The sequence below is a fragment of the Micromonospora sp. WMMD730 genome (assembly GCF_049178955.1).
In the GTDB taxonomy this organism is placed as follows: Bacteria; Actinomycetota; Actinomycetes; order Mycobacteriales; family Micromonosporaceae; genus Micromonospora; species Micromonospora wenchangensis.
Map to the genome: position 1 here is coordinate 503,633 of NZ_JBMHML010000002.1, position 18,343 is coordinate 521,975.

General features: G+C 69.6%; 15 protein-coding genes and 3 tRNA genes. All 18 read left to right on the top strand.

Annotated features, from left to right (window positions below; all coding sequences use genetic code 11):
* The first annotated feature begins 120 nt into the window (after positions 1-120).
* The 18 genes from ACN265_RS02345 (at position 121) to ACN265_RS02430 (ending at position 18,296) form a co-directional block, all read left to right on the top strand.
* Entirely contained in the window at positions 121-267 is a 147-nt protein-coding gene (locus ACN265_RS02345) for a hypothetical protein (RefSeq protein WP_169733070.1), read from the top strand.
* A gap of 63 nt (positions 268-330) precedes the next feature.
* Positions 331-2,850, top strand: a complete 2,520-nt coding sequence (locus tag ACN265_RS02350) for a putative bifunctional diguanylate cyclase/phosphodiesterase (RefSeq protein ID WP_377684977.1) — start codon at positions 331-333, stop codon at positions 2,848-2,850.
* Between the two features lie 96 nt (positions 2,851-2,946).
* Positions 2,947-3,019: transfer RNA gene (locus tag ACN265_RS02355), tRNA-Thr, on the top strand.
* A gap of 26 nt (positions 3,020-3,045) precedes the next feature.
* A tRNA-Met gene (locus ACN265_RS02360) sits at positions 3,046-3,118 on the top strand.
* Positions 3,119-3,250: 132 nt separating this feature from the next.
* On the top strand, positions 3,251-3,418 hold the full coding sequence (gene rpmG, locus ACN265_RS02365; RefSeq protein ID WP_357926356.1) for a 50S ribosomal protein L33: 168 nt from the start codon (positions 3,251-3,253) through the stop codon (positions 3,416-3,418).
* Between the two features lie 133 nt (positions 3,419-3,551).
* Positions 3,552-3,998, top strand: a complete 447-nt coding sequence (locus ACN265_RS02370) for a MaoC family dehydratase N-terminal domain-containing protein (RefSeq protein WP_088644785.1) — start codon at positions 3,552-3,554, stop codon at positions 3,996-3,998.
* 1 nt (position 3,999) lies between these two features.
* Positions 4,000-4,392 (top strand): MaoC/PaaZ C-terminal domain-containing protein, encoded by a 393-nt coding sequence (locus ACN265_RS02375; RefSeq protein ID WP_357926359.1) that lies wholly within the window; start codon positions 4,000-4,002, stop codon positions 4,390-4,392.
* A 127-nt stretch (positions 4,393-4,519) separates the two neighbouring features.
* Positions 4,520-4,592: transfer RNA gene (locus tag ACN265_RS02380), tRNA-Trp, on the top strand.
* Between the two features lie 213 nt (positions 4,593-4,805).
* Positions 4,806-5,225, top strand: coding sequence for a preprotein translocase subunit SecE (secE, locus tag ACN265_RS02385; protein WP_088644787.1), 420 nt, complete (start codon positions 4,806-4,808; stop codon positions 5,223-5,225).
* Between the two features lie 38 nt (positions 5,226-5,263).
* Positions 5,264-5,986: a transcription termination/antitermination protein NusG gene (nusG, locus tag ACN265_RS02390; protein ID WP_204924848.1), complete on the top strand. Its 723-nt coding sequence runs from the start codon at positions 5,264-5,266 to the stop codon at positions 5,984-5,986.
* A 186-nt stretch (positions 5,987-6,172) separates the two neighbouring features.
* On the top strand, positions 6,173-6,604 hold the full coding sequence (gene rplK / locus ACN265_RS02395; RefSeq protein WP_088644789.1) for a 50S ribosomal protein L11: 432 nt from the start codon (positions 6,173-6,175) through the stop codon (positions 6,602-6,604).
* Between the two features lie 80 nt (positions 6,605-6,684).
* Positions 6,685-7,401 (top strand): 50S ribosomal protein L1, encoded by a 717-nt coding sequence (rplA, locus tag ACN265_RS02400; RefSeq protein WP_357926366.1) that lies wholly within the window; start codon positions 6,685-6,687, stop codon positions 7,399-7,401.
* A gap of 82 nt (positions 7,402-7,483) precedes the next feature.
* Positions 7,484-8,323, top strand: coding sequence for an ATP-binding cassette domain-containing protein (locus ACN265_RS02405; RefSeq protein WP_421405908.1), 840 nt, complete (start codon positions 7,484-7,486; stop codon positions 8,321-8,323).
* Positions 8,320-9,006, top strand: coding sequence for a hypothetical protein (locus ACN265_RS02410; RefSeq protein ID WP_421405909.1), 687 nt, complete (start codon positions 8,320-8,322; stop codon positions 9,004-9,006). Before ACN265_RS02405 ends, ACN265_RS02410 begins: the two co-directional genes overlap by 4 nt.
* Before the next feature lie 302 nt (positions 9,007-9,308).
* Entirely contained in the window at positions 9,309-9,857 is a 549-nt protein-coding gene (rplJ, locus tag ACN265_RS02415; protein ID WP_088644793.1) for a 50S ribosomal protein L10, read from the top strand.
* Positions 9,858-9,911: 54 nt separating this feature from the next.
* Positions 9,912-10,301: a 50S ribosomal protein L7/L12 gene (rplL, locus tag ACN265_RS02420; RefSeq protein ID WP_091276487.1), complete on the top strand. Its 390-nt coding sequence runs from the start codon at positions 9,912-9,914 to the stop codon at positions 10,299-10,301.
* Positions 10,302-10,892: 591 nt separating this feature from the next.
* On the top strand, positions 10,893-14,324 hold the full coding sequence (locus tag ACN265_RS02425) for a DNA-directed RNA polymerase subunit beta (RefSeq protein WP_204924852.1): 3,432 nt from the start codon (positions 10,893-10,895) through the stop codon (positions 14,322-14,324).
* A gap of 81 nt (positions 14,325-14,405) precedes the next feature.
* The gene (locus ACN265_RS02430; protein ID WP_145921755.1) at positions 14,406-18,296 is read left to right on the top strand and encodes a DNA-directed RNA polymerase subunit beta'; all 3,891 of its coding nucleotides are present in this window, start codon (positions 14,406-14,408) and stop codon (positions 18,294-18,296) included.
* The last annotated feature ends 47 nt before the right edge of the window (positions 18,297-18,343 follow it).

Below are 18,343 nucleotides of genomic sequence, written 5' to 3' on the forward strand. Positions count from 1 at the left end.
GCGGAACCTCTCCGCTGCTCGGACCAGCGCCGCTCTCCCCGCTTTTCTGGGTACCCGAGGTGTGGCACGATCGTGGAACCTCCACCATCCCCCGTGAACACTCTCTCGACAGGAGCAATCATGTCTGGTCGAAGGCTGGGCCGGCTGTTTGGCTCGCTCCTCGTGCTCGCCACCATCCTGGGTGGACTCGCCGTCGCCGGCGTCCAGTCCATCGACGGCAGCGCGCAAATGGCGGACGTCGTCTGGACGATGGGCGGCGCGCGCTAAGCCCCCGCGTCGTCCCCGCTCCCGGTGTCCTGGGGGTGACGTCTCTCAGGGAGAGGGTGGCGCATGGCCAGCCGAGATCAGCGGCGTAAGTCCACCGAACGCGCCTGGTTCATCACCGCCCCCCTGGCCCTGCTGGCCATCGTCTTCAGCACCGCGATCGGTGTCCTGCGGCCCGAGTTCGGGAAGTGGGGCCTGGCGTTCGTTCTCTTCGTGGCGATGACGGGGATCAGCATCCCGGTCCTCAACGTCATAGTCCGGCGGCAGTCCGTCGGGGTGACGTTGACCGAGGTGCCCCTCGTCGTCGCGCTCTTCTTCCTGCCACCGCTGATCGTGGTGCTCATATACACGCTCTCCGTGCTGATCTGGAGCGCGTCACACCGGTTCGCCCCGGCCAAGCTGTGGTTCAACGTCGCGAAGGCGGCGGCGGCCACCTCGTTGGCCGGGCTGCTCCTGCTGGCCCTGCCCCCGCTCAAGGGGGTGGGGCCGGGCACCTGGGGCATCCTGTTCCTGGCGGTCAACACCATCACCCTGGTCAGCCTGCTCTCGGTGGCCGGGGTGCACGTGCTGCTACAGGGCTGGCAGGCCGGGCGGGAGGCGCTACGTACCGCGCCGTCGGTCTTCCTCACCACCTCGATCAACGCCTCGGTGGGCCTGCTCGTCCTGATCGCGTTGAAGACCACCTGGTGGTCGGTGCTGCTGCTGGCGGCGTTGTTCGCGGCGTTGTTCCAGGTCTACCGCTCCTACTCGCAGTTCTTCCGGCAGCACCGCACCCTGACCGGCATGTACGACCTGACCCGGTTGCTCACCAACAGCGCCGAGGGGGCGCTCGCCGACATCCTCCTCGACCGGGTGCGGGCCCTGATGCAGGCCGAGTACGCCACCCTGTGGCTGCCCGCCCAGCGTCGGCACCCCGAGGTGCTGCTGACCGCCCGGGTCGACACCCCGGGCCTGCTGGACTTCGCGCCCACCCCGACGGTCTTCCGGGAACAGGCCCGTGAGCTGGGCAAGACGCTGTCCATCGGGCGGCTGCTCGGCGACGACACGGCCCTGCGCCGGGAGGTCGGCGCGCAGCAGGTCAAGGACGCGATCGTGGTGCCGCTGCGGTCCGGCCAGGCGGTGATCGGCACCCTGGAGGTCACCAACCGGCTCAGCGACATCGGCCACTTCACCACCAGCGACATCCCCGTCTTCGAGACCGTGGCCGCGCACGCCGCCGTCGCCCTGGAGAATTCGCGGCTGGTCGACCGGCTGCGCCACGACGCCTACCACGACGCGCTGACCACGCTGCCCAACCGGCGGCGGATCACCGCCGCGCTGGCCGAGGCGGTCAAGATCCGGGCACCCGGCGAGGTGGTCGCCGTCCTGCTCTTCGACGTCGACGGCCTGCGGCAGGTCAACGAGTCACTGGGCCACGCGGCGGGGGACAAGGTCCTCGTCGAGGTGGCCGAGCGGCTGCGCGCCTGCGCCCCCTCGTCGGCCCTGGTGGGTCGGGCCGGTGGGGACGAGTTCCTGGTGACGCTGCGGCTGGAGAACGCCGAGGCGGCTCTGGAACTGGCCGCCCAGCTCCGCGAGCAGATCCGCGACGAGATGGTCTTCGACGCGCTCACCCTCGACGTGGACACCGCGGTCGGGGTGGCGGTGCACCCGGATCACGGCAGTGACGCCGCCGTGCTCCTGCAACGGGTCGACCTGGCGGCCACTGCGGCCAAGGCGGTGCCGGGCAGCGTGCAGTTGTTCAACCCGGCGCTGGAGTCGCGGTCGCTGCGCCGGCTCGGGCTCGCCGGTGACCTGCGTCGCGCCCTCGACGAGGGGGAGTTGGAGGTCTACTTCCAGCCGAAGGTGACGCTGCGGGACCGCCGCCTGCTCGGGGTGGAGTGCCTGGCCCGCTGGGAGCACCCGGCGCACGGCACGGTCTCCCCGGAGGACTTCGTCGCGGTCGCCGAGCACACCGGGCAGTTGGGTCGGCTCACCGAGTTCGTCCTGCGGGAGGGGCTGCGCCGCAGCCGGGACTGGAGCCGCACCGGGCAGCCGTTGGCGGTGGCGGTCAACATCGCCGCCCGCTCGCTGACCGACAGGCACTTCCCGGACCGGGTCGGTGAGCTGCTGACCGAGTACGGTGTCCCGCCGCAGCTGCTGACCGTGGAGATCCCGGAGGCGGCGGTCCTCGACGGCACCGAGCGGCCCATCCCCACCCTGCGCCGGCTGCGGGACCTCGGCGTCCGGCTGGCGGTGGACGACTTCGGCACGGGCAACTCGTCGCTGGCCCAGCTGCGTCGGCTGCCGGTGCACGAGGTGAAGGTGGACCGGTCGTTCGTGCAGGGGATGGCGACCGACCCGGGGGACCTGGCGATCGTGAACGCGGTGGTGTCGCTGTCCCAGCAGTTCGGCCTGTCGGTGGTGGCCGAGGGGGTGGAGAGCGAGCTGACCCTCGAACTGCTCCAGGACATCGGCTGCGAGATCGGGCAGGGCTTCCTGTTCAGCCGGCCGCTGCCGTACGAGCGGCTGGAGGCCTGGTTCGGTGCCCAGACCGACCAGGAGGCGATCGACCCGGACGCGCTGCCGAGGCTCCGCGTCGTACCCTGAGCTGCGGCGATGCGGGACAGGGGGATCCCATTTCACCCCCGGCGCGGTGCCGTGTAATGTATCCCCTGCGCGACGCCCTCCGGGGTGATCGGGTAGGCCCCCTTAGCTCAGTCGGCAGAGCGTCTCCATGGTAAGGAGAAGGTCTACGGTTCGATTCCGTAAGGGGGCTCAGAGGGTCCGGCTGGACCCGCCTGCGGCGGTGTAGCTCAGATGGCAGAGCAAGCGGCTCATAATCGCTGTGTCGCCGGTTCAAGTCCGGCCACCGCTACTCTCGTCCTTCGGGCTCATCCCCGGTGGTCGGTGGGACGGGCGCCACTGGCGCCCGCTTTGCATGTCCAGGCGTTGTCCGCGTAGGCTGATGCGCTGTAGTTGATATCCGTAGCGAGGAAGGCACTCCGCCGTGGCGAAGGCGACCGATGTCCGGCCGAAGATCACTTTGGCGTGTGTGGAGTGCAAGGAGCGCAACTACATCACGCGCAAGAACCGCCGCAACGACCCGGACCGCATCGAGATGAAGAAGTTCTGCCCCCGGGACGGCAAGCACACGATCCACCGCGAGACCCGCTGACCTGCGGCCGGCAGTAGCCGGCCCGGTCCGCAGCGCTTCCCCGGACGCCGATCCGCACGGTTGGTGCGCCCCCTTTCAGGGGCGCACCAACCGTGCGGATCGGCGTTCGTGCGTCCCGTGTAGGTTCGGCGGCATGTCCCTGGACCCGTCCTTCGTCGGCCGGACGTACCCGCCGACCGCCCCCTACCAGGTGGGCCGAGAAAAGATCCGCGAGTTCGCCACCGCCATCGGCGCGACCGACCCGGCCCACCACGACCCGGCGGCGGCCCGCGCGCTCGGCCACCCGGACGTGGTCGCCCCGCCCACCTTCCCGGTCCTGATCACCATGGCCGCCAGCCAGCAGATCGTCGACGATCCGGCGCTCGGGGTCGACTACAGCCGGGTGGTGCACGGCGACCAGCGGTTCGCCTACACCCGGCCGGTGGTGGCCGGGGACGAGCTGGTCTGTGTGAACACCATCGAGGAGATCAGCTCCCGCAGCGGGCACGGCTTCCTCACCACCCGCACCGACGTGACCACCGTGGCCGGTGAGCCGGTGGTCGCCGTCTGGTCCAAGCTCGTCGTCCGTGGGGAGTCCTGACGTGGACCTGTCGACCCGTACGTTCCGGGTGACCCGGGCGGACCTGGTCCGCTACGCGGGCGCCTCGGGGGACTTCAACCCGATCCACTGGAGCGACCGGACCGCCACGAAGGTGGGGCTGCCCGGGGTGATCGCCCACGGCATGTTCACCATGGCGCTTGTCGGTCGGGCGGTCACCGAGTGGGCCGGCGCGCCCGACGCGGTGGTCGAGTTCGGGGTGCGGTTCACCCGGCCGGTGGTCGTCCCCGACGACGACGAGGGCACCGAGATCACCGTCGACGCGGTGGTCAAGGAGGTCACCGAAGCCGGCCTGACCAGGCTCGATGTGACCGCCCGGTGTGGTGGCGAGAAGGTCCTGTCGCAGGCGCGGGCGACCGTGCGGACGGCCGACTGAGGGTTCGTCGGCACGGACCGGGCGGGACCGGTTGGGAAAGTCGGGGTGCTACCCGTACACTGGTCCGCCGTGGGGCAAGTGACCCCTGCTCGGCCGCGTAGGTCGGGTGGGGCGAGCGTTGCCGCACAGGGGTGTAGCTCAATTGGCAGAGCAGCGGTCTCCAAAACCGCAGGCTGCAGGTTCAAGTCCTGTCACCCCTGCGCCTCAGGCCTGACCGTTCCCGTGGGTCGCGCCGCCGCAAGGCGGCGTCCGGCCCGTGGTGGTGGCATCGGCGGGGTGGCTTCGAGGCGACTCGGAGCCCTTCGTCCGGTCCGCCGGCCGCGGCCCGTCGCGGGACGGTTGGTCCGGCCGGCGTGACCAGCGCCGCGTACGCCTCCCGGCGTACGACCCGACATCCCGCGACGGAGGGCGAAGTGGCCGAGAGCAAGCGGCGCGGCGAGGACGCCGGCGACGACGGTCTGCGCGACGAGCGTGACGAGGTCGTCGACGAGGTGACCGCCGACAGCGACGCCACCGACGACGACGCCACCGATGCGGACGAGCCGGTATCCCGGGGTGGCACCGCGACCCGGTCGCGGACCCGTGCGGGTGCCGCCGACAGCAAGTCGAAGACCCGCTCCGAGACCGACCGGGTGGGGCCGTTCGGCCGCATCGCGCGTTTCTTCCGCGAGGTCGTCGCCGAACTGCGTAAGGTCATCTGGCCGACCCGCAAGGAGCTGCTGACCTACACCGCCGTGGTGGTCACCTTCGTCGCGGTGATGCTGACCATCGTGGGCCTGCTCGACTTCGCCTTCGCGAAGGGCGTGCTGTGGGTCTTCGGCAGCCCCAGCTGACCGGCCGACTGAGCCGATAGTGACGGAAGTGAGCAAGCGTGCCTGAGTACGACGAGACCGCCGGGACCACGGACGACCAGTCCACGGTCGCGACGGCGGCGAGTGACGAGTCGGTCGAGGCCGCCAGCGAGCCGGAATTCCCGACCACGGAGCCGGAGCCGGACGAGGACTACGACCCGGTCGCCGAGCTGCGCCAGAAGCTGCGCTACGCGCCCGGCGACTGGTACGTGGTGCACTCGTACGCCGGTTACGAGAACAAGGTCAAGACCAACCTCGAGACCCGGATCACCTCCCTCGACATGGAGGAGTTCATCTACCAGGTCGAGGTCCCGACCCGGGAAGAGGTCGAGGTCAAGAACGGCAAGCGTTCCCAGATCCAGGCCAAGGTCTTCCCCGGCTACATCCTGGTCCGGATGGAGCTGACCGCCGAGTCCTACTCCTGCGTGCGCAACACGCCGGGGGTCACCGGGTTCGTGGGGGCCACCGACCGGGCCGACCGGCCGGCGCCGCTGAGCCTCGACGAGGTGCTCAAGTGGCTGGCTCCGGCGGTGGAGACCGAGCAGAAGAAGGCCAAGCCCGAGATTAAGGTCCTCGACTTCGAGGTGGGCGACTCGGTCACCGTCACCGACGGGGCGTTCGCCTCGCTGCCGGCGACGATCAGCGAGATCAACGCCGACCAGCAGAAGCTCAAGGTGCTGGTGTCGATCTTCGGCCGGGAGACCCCGGTCGAGCTGAACTTCAACCAGGTCGCCAAGATCTGACGTCGTTTTCGTCGCCGGCGGTGGGCCACGGCCCGCCGCCGGCGACGTCGTTACGTCCCGGCGTGGACCTCGGCGCAGAGGGTCGCCGGGCGCTGCGCTACCCTTGAATGTCGTCGCTGTGGCACCGCGCTGACCGTGCGCGCCCGTGGCCGGCACCTTTCCCAGTTCCAAGCCCCAGGAAGTGACATGCCTCCGAAGAAGAAGCTCGTCAAGACGTTCACGCTTCAGCTGAAGGCGGGCCAGGCGACCCCGGCGCCGCCGGTGGGCCCCGCGCTCGGTCAGCACGGCGTGAACATCATGGAGTTCTGCAAGTCCTACAACGCGCAGACCGAGTCCCAGCGGGGCGACATCGTCCCCGCCGAGATCAGCGTCTACGAGGACCGCTCCTTCACCTTCGTCCTGAAGACCCCGCCCGCCGCCCGGCTGCTGCTCAAGGCCGCCGGCGTGGACAAGGGCTCCGGCGTGCCGCAGAGCCAGAAGGTCGGCTCGGTGAGCCAGGCCCAGGTGCGCGAGATCGCCGAGAAGAAGATGGTCGACCTCAACGCCAACGACATCGACCAGGCTGCGAAGATCATCGCCGGTACCGCCCGGTCGATGGGCATCGTCGTCAACGACTGACGCCCGTCAGTCCCCCAGACCAGTTCGTGGGAGGGCGCGCGTCGACCGCGGCCCGCCAGAGACCACAGGAGTAACCCGAGATGCAGCGCAGCAAGACGTACCGCAAGGCCGCCGAGGCGATCGACAAGTCGAAGCTCTACACCCCGGCCGAGGCGGTCAAGCTCGCCAAGGACACCACCAGCGCCAAGTTCGACGCCACGGTCGAGGTCGCCATGCGCCTCGGCGTCGACCCCCGCAAGGCGGACCAGATGGTCCGCGGCGTGGTCAACCTGCCGCACGGCACCGGTAAGACCGCCCGCGTGATCGTCTTCGCCGCCGGCGCGAAGGCCGAGGAGGCCGCCGCCGCCGGTGCCGACGAGGTGGGCACGGACGAGCTGGTCGCCCGGATCCAGGGCGGCTGGCTGGACTTCGACGCGGCGATCGCCACGCCGGACCAGATGGCCAAGATCGGCCGGATCGCGCGGATCCTGGGCCCGCGCGGCCTGATGCCGAACCCGAAGACGGGCACGGTGACCATGGACGTCACCAAGGCCGTCTCGGACATCAAGGGCGGCAAGATCACCTTCCGGGTGGACAAGCACTCCAACCTCCACCTGATCATCGGCAAGGCCTCGTTCTCCGAGACCCAGCTGATCGACAACTACGCCGCGGTGCTGGACGAGGTGCTCCGCGCCAAGCCGTCCGCGGCCAAGGGCAAGTACCTCAAGAAGGTCACCCTGGCCACCACGATGGGTCCGGGCGTCCCGATCGACCCGAACGTGGTGAAGAACCTGCAGGAGAACGCCGTCGAGGGCTGATCCCGACCGCTCCCGCGCAGGGGCCCCGCCACGCACCGTGGCGGGGCCCCTGCCGTGTGTCGGGCTGTGGCAGGCTCACCCCATGCGACTGGAGGACGTCCGGCTCCGGTACCGTCGGGGCGGCCCCTGGGTGCTGCGCGGCGTCACGGCCCGCCTCGACCCGGGCGAGGTGGCGGTGGTGCTCGGCCGCAACGGGGCCGGCAAGTCGACCCTGCTGCAACTCTGCGCCGGGGTGCTGCGTCCGGTCCGGGGCCGGGTGGTCGACCGCCCGCACCGGGTCGGCTGGGTGCCCGAGCGGTTCCCCGCCGACCAGCCGTTCACCGTGACCCGCTACCTCACCGCCATGGGCCGGGCCGCCGGCCTGGGCCGGGCCGACGCCGACCGGGCCGTCGACAGGTGGACCGACCGGCTGGGCCTGACCCCGTTCCGCGCGGTCCGCCTGCCCGACCTGTCCAAGGGCACCGCGCAGAAGGTCGGCCTGGCCCAGGCGATGCTGCGGACCCCCGGTCTGCTGGTCCTCGACGAGCCCTGGGAGGGGCTGGACGCCGCCGCCCGGGGCCTGGTGCCGGAACTGGTCGACGAGGTGCTGGCGGCCGGGGGAGCGGTCCTGGTCAGCGACCACCGGGGCGAGACGGTCCGGCTCCCCGGAGCCTGGCACTGGACGGTCGCCGACGGTCTGGTCACCGACGAGCCGGCCGCCGGTGACGCCGCCGTCGCCGTGGTCGAGGTCGCTGTGCCGGCCGCGCGGGTGGCCGGCACCGTCGCCCGGTTACGCGCCGACGGCCACCAGATCCTGCGGGTACGCGAACCCGCCGGCACGCCCCCGGGGGCGGCTGCGCCGCCGGCACCCGTCCCGCCCGCCGGGGCCGGGTCGGCGGGCGAGCCGGCACGGGACGGCCGGGCGGGGGAGGTGGCCCGGTGAGCGCCCTGGTTCGGATGCGGCTGGCCGGCTTCCTGCGTACCGGACGGGCGCTGGCGCCGCTGCTGGCCGGCCTGCTGGCCCTGGGCATCCTGTACGGCGGCGGCCGGGCCCGCCCGGCGGAGGCGTACGGCGTCAGTGCGGTGGTGCTCTTCCCGGTGCTGGCCTGGCAGACCAAGATCCTGCTGGACGTCGAGCCGGACGTGCAGCGCCGGCTGGCGCAGGTGCTTGTCGGTCCGGTCCGGGAGCGGCTCGCCGGGCTGCTCGCGGCCGTGCTCGCCGGGGTGGGCACGGTGCTGGTCGCGCTGCTCTTCCCGTGGCTGGTCGGCGGGGTGGCCGCGCCCGGTCCGGGTGATCCGCCGGTGGTGGCGGCGCTGGCCCTCGGCCTGTGGGCGCACCTGCTCGCCCTGCTGCCCGCGGTGGCCCTGGGCGCCCTGGCCAGCCGGGCGCTCACCCGCAGCGCCGGGTACGGCGTCGCCGTGCTCGCCCTGGGCGCGGTCGGCACCCTCGCGCTGGGCCTGCGCGGCTCGGCGGCGCCCTGGCTGGTGCCGCCGGTGCTGGCCACCGCGCGGGCGCTCGCCGGTTCCCTGCCCACCGGCACCGCGCTGCTCCTGTCGGCCTGGGCGCTGGCCTGGGCGGGGGCGGCACTGGCCGGCTACGTGCGGTGGCGGCGGGTCCGCCCGTGACCGGCGGAGGGCGATTTGGTGATGGCCGGGCCGTCGCGTAACCTGGTGCGGTAGTTCCACCCAGAGACCGCTGGTCACCGTGCCCCGGCACGGTCGAAGGCTCCGCGATGACGGGCGACCCGCGCAGGGCGGTAAGCGTAGTTCGGTTCCTCCCCGTGGTCCGCCGACCATGGTGATCGGCCCCGCCCTCGCCCCGCGCGCCCTGCGCCGGGGTTTTTTCGTTGTCGTGACGCCTCCGGCGCCGTCACCGAGCCCTGTGCTCCCCGACGGCGACCAGCTCCGAGTAACGAGAGAGGAGGGACATGGCGGACAAGCCGATCCGGGCCGACAAGGCCACGGCCGTCGCTGAGCTGACCGAGAGCTTCCGTACCTCGGGCGCTGCGGTGCTCACCGAGTACCGTGGTCTGACGGTTTCCCAGCTCACCCAGCTGCGGCGCTCGCTCGGCAAGGAGACCACCTACACGGTCGCGAAGAACACGCTGGCCAAGCGTGCCGCGACCGAGGCGGGCATCTCCGGCCTCGACGAGCTGTTCACCGGTCCTACCGCGCTGACTTTCGTTTCGGGCGACGTCGTCGAGGCGGCGAAGGGTCTTCGCGACTTCGCGAAGGCCAACCCGAAGCTCGTCATCAAGGGCGGTGTGTTCGAGGGCAAGGCCATTTCCGCGGCCGAGGTCACGAAGCTCGCCGACCTGGAGTCCCGTGAGGTGCTGCTGGCCAAGCTGGCCGGCGCGATGAAGGGCAACCTGAGCAAGGCCGCGGCCCTGTTCCAGGCGCCGCTCTCCAAGGCCGCCCGCGCGGCGGCCGCCCTGGCGGACAAGAAGCGCGAGCAGGAGGGCGCCGAGGCGGCCTGAGGCCTCCCGGCGCACCACGTTCTTTAATTTTCATTGCGAGAAAGGACGCCAGACATGGCGAAGCTCAGCACCGACGAGCTGCTCGACGCGTTCAAGGAGATGACGCTGATCGAGCTCTCCGAGTTCGTGAAGCAGTTCGAGGAGACCTTCGAGGTCACCGCCGCCGCGCCGGTCGCGGTCGCCGCCGCGGGTGGTGCCGGTGGCGCCGCCGCCGCGCCGGTCGAGGAGGAGAAGGACGAGTTCGACGTCGTCCTCGAGGCCGACGGTGGCAAGAAGATCCAGGTCATCAAGGTCGTGCGTGAGCTGACCGGCCTGGGCCTCAAGGAGGCCAAGGACGCGGTCGAGGCCGCGCCGAAGGCGATCCTGGAGAAGGTCAACAAGGAGACCGCCGAGAAGGCGAAGGCCAAGCTCGAGGGTGAGGGCGCCAAGGTCACCCTCAAGTGACCTGGGGTCGACCCGTGCGGTCGACCGTGGCGCGTGTCCGGCTCGGGTGAGCCGCGGCACACCGCAAAATGAACGGGCGGTGATCCGACAGACGGATCACCGCCCGTCATGCTTGGTGACTCCGGGTATCAGTGGTGTGAGCAGGGTGTTCGCACTCATGGTGCGACATGGCGGTGTCGCGGTGGGTAGCCCATCCGTGGGAAACCCGGCGAGCAGGCGCTTGGAGCCTCTTGACGTGGCCCCGGCCTGCCAGGCACGCTGACACCAGCAAGACCTTCCGCGCTTGCGACGGCCCCCTCTCGGGTATTGGCTGCGGCAGCACCAGCAGCCGCTCCACCCGAGCGGTCCGACAGGAACGTCGTGTTCCGAGCGGCCCGGTACGACCCCGTTCTCCGGGGTCCCGAGGCGCGTTCCGCGACGACCTGCGGGATGGGCTGGACAGCGGTTAGCCTCTCGGCTACACTGCTAGTTTGCGCTGCCTTCCGACTTGACCCCTGCTCGGAAATGTCCGGTTACGGATATTTCTGGTGGGGTCATTGGAGTGCACGCGTACCAGCCGTTCTGCAGCACCGGTCCTCGGAAGGACGCATCTTGGCAGCTTCCCGCCCTGCGAAGACCAGTCGTACGTCGAGCGCTTTCGCGCCCCGCCGAGTTTCTTTCGGCAGGATCACCGAACACCTCGAGGTCCCCAACCTCCTCGCCATCCAGAACGAGTCCTTCGACTGGCTCGTCGGCAACGAGGCTTGGCAGGGCCGGTCGGCGGACGACCCGCACGCACGCTCGGGTCTCGCGGAAATCCTCGACGAGATCAGTCCCATTGAGGACTTTTCCGGCACCATGTCGCTGTCCTTCTCGGCACCGCGCTTCGACGAGGTCAAGGCCTCGATCGAGGAGTGCAAGGAGAAGGACCTGACCTACTGCGCCCCGCTGTTCGTGACGGCGGAGTTCACCAACAACACCACCGGCGAGATCAAGAGCCAGACGGTGTTCATGGGTGACTTCCCGATGATGACGCCCAAGGGCACCTTCATCATCAACGGCACCGAGCGCGTCGTGGTCAGCCAGCTCGTCCGGTCCCCGGGCGTCTACTTCGACAAGCAGCCGGACAAGACCTCCGACCGCGACCTCTCCAGCGTCAAGGTCATCCCCAGCCGGGGTGCCTGGCTGGAGTTCGACATCGACAAGCGCGACACGGTCGGCGTCCGTATCGACCGCAAGCGCCGGCAGGCCGTCACGGTCCTGCTCAAGGCCATCGGTTGGTCCGCCGAGCAGATCCGCGAGAAGTTCGGCTGGTCCGAGCTGATGATGACCACGCTCGAGAAGGACCACATCGCCGGCCAGGACGAGGCCCTGCTCGACATCTACCGCAAGCTCCGCCCTGGCGAGCCGCCGACCCGCGAGAACGCCCAGACCCTGCTCGACAACCTCTTCTTCAACCCGAAGCGGTACGACGTCGCCAAGGTCGGGCGCTACAAGTTCAACAAGAAGCTCGAACTCGACGTGCCGATCACCACCGGCACGCTCACCGAGGACGACGTCGTCGCCACCGTGGAGTACCTCTGCCGGCTGCACGCCGGTGAGGACGGCTACGAGGCCGACGACATCGACCACTTCGGCAACCGTCGCCTGCGTACCGTGGGCGAGCTGATCCAGAACCAGGTCCGGGTGGGTCTCTCCCGGATGGAGCGGGTCGTCCGCGAGCGGATGACCACCCAGGACGTCGAGGCGATCACGCCGCAGACCCTGATCAACATCCGCCCGGTGGTGGCGGCGATCAAGGAGTTCTTCGGCACGTCGCAGCTGTCCCAGTTCATGGACCAGACCAACCCGCTGGCGGGCCTGACCCACCGGCGGCGGCTGAGCGCGCTCGGCCCGGGTGGTCTGTCCCGGGAGCGGGCCGGCTTCGAGGTCCGCGACGTGCACCCGTCCCACTACGGCCGGATGTGCCCGATCGAGACGCCGGAAGGCCCGAACATCGGCCTGATCGGCGCGCTGTCCACCTTCGCCCGGGTCAACCCGTTCGGCTTCATCGAGACGCCGTACCGGAAGGTCGTCGAGGGTCGGGTCACCGACCAGATCGACTACCTGACCGCGGACGAGGAGGACCGGTTCGTCAAGGCCCAGGCCAACGCGCCGCTCAAGGCCGACGGCACGTTCGCCGAGGACCGGGTGCTGTGTCGCCGTAAGGGTGGCGAGACCGAGGACGTCGTCCCCGGCGCCGTCGACTACATGGACGTGTCGCCGCGGCAGATGACCTCGGTCGCGACCGCGATGATCCCGTTCCTGGAGCACGACGACGCCAACCGCGCGCTGATGGGCGCCAACATGCAGCGTCAGGCGGTGCCGCTGGTCAAGGCGGAGTCGCCGCTGGTCGGCACCGGCATGGAGTACCGTGCCGCGGTCGACGCCGGTGACGTGGTGGTGGCCGAGGTCGGTGGCGTGATCGAGGATCTCTGCGCCGACTACATCACCATCCACCAGGACGACGGCCACCGCCGGACGTACCTGCTGCACAAGTTCCGCCGCTCCAACGCCGGCTCCTGCGTCAACCAGAAGCCGGTCGTCTTCGAGGGCGACCGCGTCGAGGCCGGCCAGGTCATCGCCGACGGTCCGTGCACCGACGAGGGCGAGATGGCGCTCGGACGCAACCTGCTGGTGGCGTTCATGTGCTGGGAGGGCCACAACTACGAGGACGCGATCATCCTGTCGCAGCGCCTCGTGCAGCAGGACGTGCTCACCTCGATCCACATCGAGGAGCACGAGGTCGACGCCCGGGACACCAAGCTCGGCCCGGAGGAGATCACCCGGGACATCCCGAACGTCAGCGAGGAGATGCTCGCCGACCTCGACGAGCGCGGCATCATCCGGATCGGCGCCGAGGTCGTCCCCGGCGACATCCTGGTCGGCAAGGTCACGCCGAAGGGCGAGACCGAGCTGACCCCGGAGGAGCGGCTGCTGCGCGCGATCTTCGGTGAGAAGGCGCGTGAGGTCCGGGACACCTCGCTGAAGGTGCCGCACGGCGAGACCGGCACGGTCATCGGGGTGCGGACCTTCTCCCGCGAGGACGGCGACGAGTTGCCGCCGGGCGTCAACGAGCTGGTCCGGGTGTACGTCGCCCAGAAGCGCAAGATCCAGGACGGCGACAAGCTCGCCGGCCGGCACGGCAACAAGGGTGTCATCTCGAAGATCCTGCCGATCGAGGACATGCCGTTCCTGGAGGACGGCACCCCGGTCGACATCGTGCTGAACCCGCTGGGTGTGCCGTCCCGGATGAACATCGGTCAGGTCCTGGAGACCCACCTCGGGTGGGTGGCCAAGACGGGCTGGAGCGTGGACGGCGACGACACCGAGTGGAAGCGTCAGCTCCGCTCGATCGAGGCGCACGAGTCCGAGCCGGACACCAACGTGGCCACGCCGGTCTTCGACGGTGCCCGCGAGGAGGAGATCTCCGGTCTGCTCTCGTCGACCCTGCCCAACCGGGACGGCAAGCAGCTGATCGGTTCCTCCGGCAAGGCGCAGCTGTTCGACGGTCGTTCCGGCGAGCCGCTGCCCGACCCGATCGCGGTCGGCTACATCTACATCCTGAAGCTCAACCACCTGGTCGACGACAAGATCCACGCCCGGTCGACCGGACCGTACTCGATGATCACGCAGCAGCCGCTGGGTGGTAAGGCGCAGTTCGGTGGCCAGCGCTTCGGTGAGATGGAGTGCTGGGCCATGCAGGCGTACGGCGCCGCCTACGCCCTGCAGGAACTGCTGACCATCAAGTCCGACGACGTCCTGGGCCGGGTCAAGGTCTACGAGGCGATCGTCAAGGGCGAGAACATCCCGGAGCCGGGCATCCCGGAGTCGTTCAAGGTGCTGCTCAAGGAGCTCCAGTCGCTGTGCCTGAACGTCGAGGTGCTCAGCAGCGACGGGGTGGCCCTGGAGATGCGCGAGACCGACGACGAGGTGTTCCGGGCCGCGGAGGAGCTGGGCATCGACCTGTCCCGGCGCGAGCCGAGCTCGGTCGAAGAGGTGTAAGTGGTGCGGGTCGGGGGCCGGCTGTCCGGCTCCCGACCCCGCCCGTGATCTAGCTGTAAAGACGACGACATAGGGGACATAGTGCTCGACGTCAACTTCTTCGACGAGCTGCGCATCGGCCTCGCGACCGCGGACGACATCCGTCAGTGGTCGCACGGCGAGGTCAAGAAGCCCGAGACGATCAACTACCGCACCCTCAAGCCGGAGAAGGACGGGCTCTTCTGCGAGAAGATCTTCGGTCCTCAGCGGGACTGGGAGTGCTACTGCGGCAAGTACAAGCGGGTCCGGTTCAAGGGCATCATCTGTGAGCGCTGCGGCGTCGAGGTGACCCGCTCCAAGGTCCGTCGTGAGCGGATGGGGCACATCGAGCTGGCCGCTCCGGTGACCCACATCTGGTACTTCAAGGGCGTGCCGAGCCGGCTGGGCTACCTGCTGGACCTCGCCCCCAAGGACCTCGAAAAGATCATCTACTTCGCCTCGTACGTCGTGACGAGCGTGGACGCCGAGGCGCGTCACCGTGACCTCTCGACGATCGAGAACGAGATCCTCGCCGAGAAGCGGCAGTCCGAGAACAGCCGCGACTCGGAGATCGAGAAGCGGGCCGCCAAGCTGGAGGCCGACCTGGCCGAGCTGGAGGCCGAGGGTGCCAAGGCGGACGTCCGGCGCAAGGTCAAGGAGGGCGGAGAGCGCGAGATGCGCCAGATCCGCGACCGGGCCCAGCGCGAGATCGACCGCCTCGACGAGGTCCTCGACACCTTCCGCAAGCTCGACTCCAAGCAGCTGGTCACCGACGAGCTGCTCTACCGCGAGCTGCGTGACCGGTTCGGCGAGTACTTCACCGGTGGCATGGGCGCCGAGGCGATCAAGGCGCTGGTCCAGAACATGGACCTCGACGCCGAGGCTGAGAGCCTGCGCGAGACCATCCGCTCCGGCAAGGGCCAGCGCAAGATCCGCGCGCTCAAGCGGCTGAAGGTCGTCGCGGCGTTCCTGAACACCCGCAACTCGCCGCTGGGCATGGTGCTGGACTGCGTCCCGGTCATCCCGCCGGACCTGCGCCCGATGGTGCAGCTCGACGGTGGCCGCTTCGCGACCTCCGACCTGAACGACCTGTACCGCCGTGTGATCAACCGGAACAACCGGCTCAAGCGGCTGATCGACCTCGGTGCCCCCGAGATCATCGTCAACAACGAGAAGCGGATGCTCCAGGAGGCCGTCGACGCGCTGTTCGACAACGGCCGTCGCGGCCGGCCGGTCACCGGCCCGGGTAACCGCCCGCTCAAGTCGCTGTCCGACATGCTCAAGGGCAAGCAGGGCCGGTTCCGGCAGAACCTGCTCGGCAAGCGCGTCGACTACTCCGGCCGTTCGGTCATCGTGGTCGGCCCCAAGCTGAAGCTGCACCAGTGCGGCCTGCCCAAGCAGATGGCGCTGGAGCTGTTCAAGCCGTTCGTGATGAAGCGGCTGGTCGACCTCAACCACGCGCAGAACATCAAGTCCGCCAAGCGGATGGTCGAGCGGCAGCGCCCGGTCGTGTGGGACGTGCTGGAAGAGGTCATCGGCGAGCACCCGGTGCTGCTCAACCGCGCGCCGACGCTGCACCGCCTGGGCATCCAGGCCTTCGAGCCGCAGCTGGTCGAGGGCAAGGCGATCCAGATCCACCCGCTGGTCTGCACCGCGTTCAACGCCGACTTCGACGGTGACCAGATGGCGGTGCACGTGCCGCTGTCGGCCGAGGCCCAGGCCGAGGCGCGGATCCTGATGCTGTCGTCGAACAACATCCTCAAGCCGGCCGACGGCAAGCCCGTCACCATGCCCACCCAGGACATGGTCATCGGCCTCTACCACCTCACCCACCTGACCCCGGGCGGGGTCGGCGAGGGCCGGGCGTTCAGCTCGGACGCCGAGGCGCGGATGGCCTTCGACGCGGGCGAGCTGCACCTGCAGACCCCGGTCAAGATCCGGCTGCGGGACGTGATCGGTGTCGACAACGGCAACGGCGCGGAGCCGTGGGTCGCCCCGGAGGGCTGGGTCGAGGGTGAGCCGCTGACCGTGGAGACCACGCTCGGCCGGGTCCTGTTCAACGAGACGCTGCCGCAGGGCTACCGCTTCGTGAACTACGAGATCCGCAAGGGTCAGCTCTCCGCGATCGTCAACGACCTCGCCGAGCGCTTCCCCAAGGTGGCGCTGGCCGCCACCCTGGACGGCCTCAAGGAGGCCGGGTTCCACTGGGCCACCTGGTCCGGCGTCACCATCGGCATGGAGGACGTCATCGCTCCGCCGCGCAAGCGGGAGATCCTGGAGCGGTACGAGAAGGAAGCCGACCGGATCGACAAGCAGTACCAGCGTGGTCTGATGACCGCCGAGGAGCGTCGCGGCGAACTCATCGAGATCTGGACCAAGGCGACCAACGAGGTCGCCAAGGAGATGGACACCGCGCTGCCGCAGGAGAACCCGCTGTGGAAGATGATCAACTCGGGTGCCCGCGGTAACCTGCTCCAGCTCCGGCAGATCGCGGCGATCCGTGGTCTGGTGGCCAACCCGAAGGGCGAGATCATCCCGCGACCCATCAAGGCGTCGTACCGGGAGGGTCTGTCCGTGCTGGAGTACTTCATCTCCACGCACGGTGCCCGTAAGGGTCTGGCGGACACCGCGCTGCGGACCGCCGACTCGGGTTACCTGACCCGTCGTCTGGTGGACGTCTCGCAGGACGTCATCATCCGCGAGGAGGACTGCGGCACCGACCGGGCGATCCCGATGCAGATCGGCGAGCGTCTGGAGGGTGGCCGGCTGGTCGTCCACGAGCACGCCGAGACCAGCGTGCACGCCCGTACCCTGGCCGACGACATCAAGGGGCCGGACGGCACCGTGGTGGCCCACCGGGGTCAGGACATCAACTCCATCGGGGTCGACAAGATCGTCGCCGCCGGGGTGGAGACGGTCCGGGTGCGCAGCGTGCTCACCTGCGAGTCGAAGCTGGGCGTCTGCGGTGCGTGCTACGGCCGTTCGCTGCCGACCGGCAAGACCGTGGACGTCGGCGAGGCGGTCGGCATCATCGCCGCCCAGTCGATCGGTGAGCCGGGTACCCAGCTGACGATGCGTACCTTCCACACCGGTGGTGTCGCGGGTGAGGACATCACCCAGGGTCTGCCGCGTGTCCAGGAGATCTTCGAGGCCCGTATCCCGAAGGGCAAGGCGCCCATCGCCGACACCCCGGGCAGGATCCGGATCGAGGACGGCGAGCGGTCCCGGAAGATCATCGTGGTGCCGGACGACGGCAGCGACGAGATCGTCTACGACAAGATCTCCAAGCGGGTCCGGCTGCGGACCCACGACGGGGACCACGTCGAGGTCGGCGAGAAGCTCACCGAGGGCACCATCGACCCGCACGAGCTGCTGCGCATCCTCGGCCCGCGCGCGGTCCAGGTCCACCTGACCCAGGAGGTCCAGGAGGTCTACCGCTCGCAGGGTGTGCTCATCCACGACAAGCACATCGAGATCATCATCCGCCAGATGCTCAAGCGGGTGACGGTCATCGACTCCGGCTCGACCGAGTTCCTGCCGGGTGTGCTGGTCGACCGGGCGCTGTTCGAGTCGGAGAACCGCCGGCTCGTCGGCGAGGGTGGCGAGCCCGCCGCCGGTCGTCCGGTGCTGATGGGTATCACCAAGGCCTCGCTGGCCACCGACTCCTGGCTCTCGGCGGCCTCCTTCCAGGAGACCACCCGGGTGCTGACCGACGCGGCGATCAACTCGCGCAGCGACTCGCTGGTCGGCCTCAAGGAGAACGTGATCATCGGTAAGCTCATCCCGGCCGGTACCGGCATCAGCAAGTACCGCAACGTCCGGGTCGAGCCGACCGAGGAGGCGAAGGCCAAGGTCTACTCGATGACCGGCTACCCGGAGACCGACTACGGCTTCGGGCCGGCCAGCGGCCAGGCGGTTCCGCTGGACGACTTCGACTTCGGGTCGTACCGCTGAGCACCAGCTGACGAGGAAGGCCCCCGGCGTCGCGCCGGGGGCCTTCC

What these genes read in the sequence shown, in the direction of transcription:
- rplK (WP_088644789.1), top strand. Translation starts at nt 6,173, where the DNA reads ATGCCTCCGAAGAAGAAGCTCGTCAAGACGTTCACGCTTCAGCTGAAG.
- rplL (WP_091276487.1), top strand. Translation starts at nt 9,912, where the DNA reads ATGGCGAAGCTCAGCACCGACGAGCTGCTCGACGCGTTCAAGGAGATG.
- rplA (WP_357926366.1), top strand. Translation starts at nt 6,685, where the DNA reads ATGCAGCGCAGCAAGACGTACCGCAAGGCCGCCGAGGCGATCGACAAG.
- rplJ (WP_088644793.1), top strand. Translation starts at nt 9,309, where the DNA reads ATGGCGGACAAGCCGATCCGGGCCGACAAGGCCACGGCCGTCGCTGAG.
- ACN265_RS02405 (WP_421405908.1), top strand. Translation starts at nt 7,484, where the DNA reads ATGCGACTGGAGGACGTCCGGCTCCGGTACCGTCGGGGCGGCCCCTGG.
- ACN265_RS02350 (WP_377684977.1), top strand. Translation starts at nt 331, where the DNA reads ATGGCCAGCCGAGATCAGCGGCGTAAGTCCACCGAACGCGCCTGGTTC.
- ACN265_RS02345 (WP_169733070.1), top strand. Translation starts at nt 121, where the DNA reads ATGTCTGGTCGAAGGCTGGGCCGGCTGTTTGGCTCGCTCCTCGTGCTC.
- ACN265_RS02370 (WP_088644785.1), top strand. Translation starts at nt 3,552, where the DNA reads ATGTCCCTGGACCCGTCCTTCGTCGGCCGGACGTACCCGCCGACCGCC.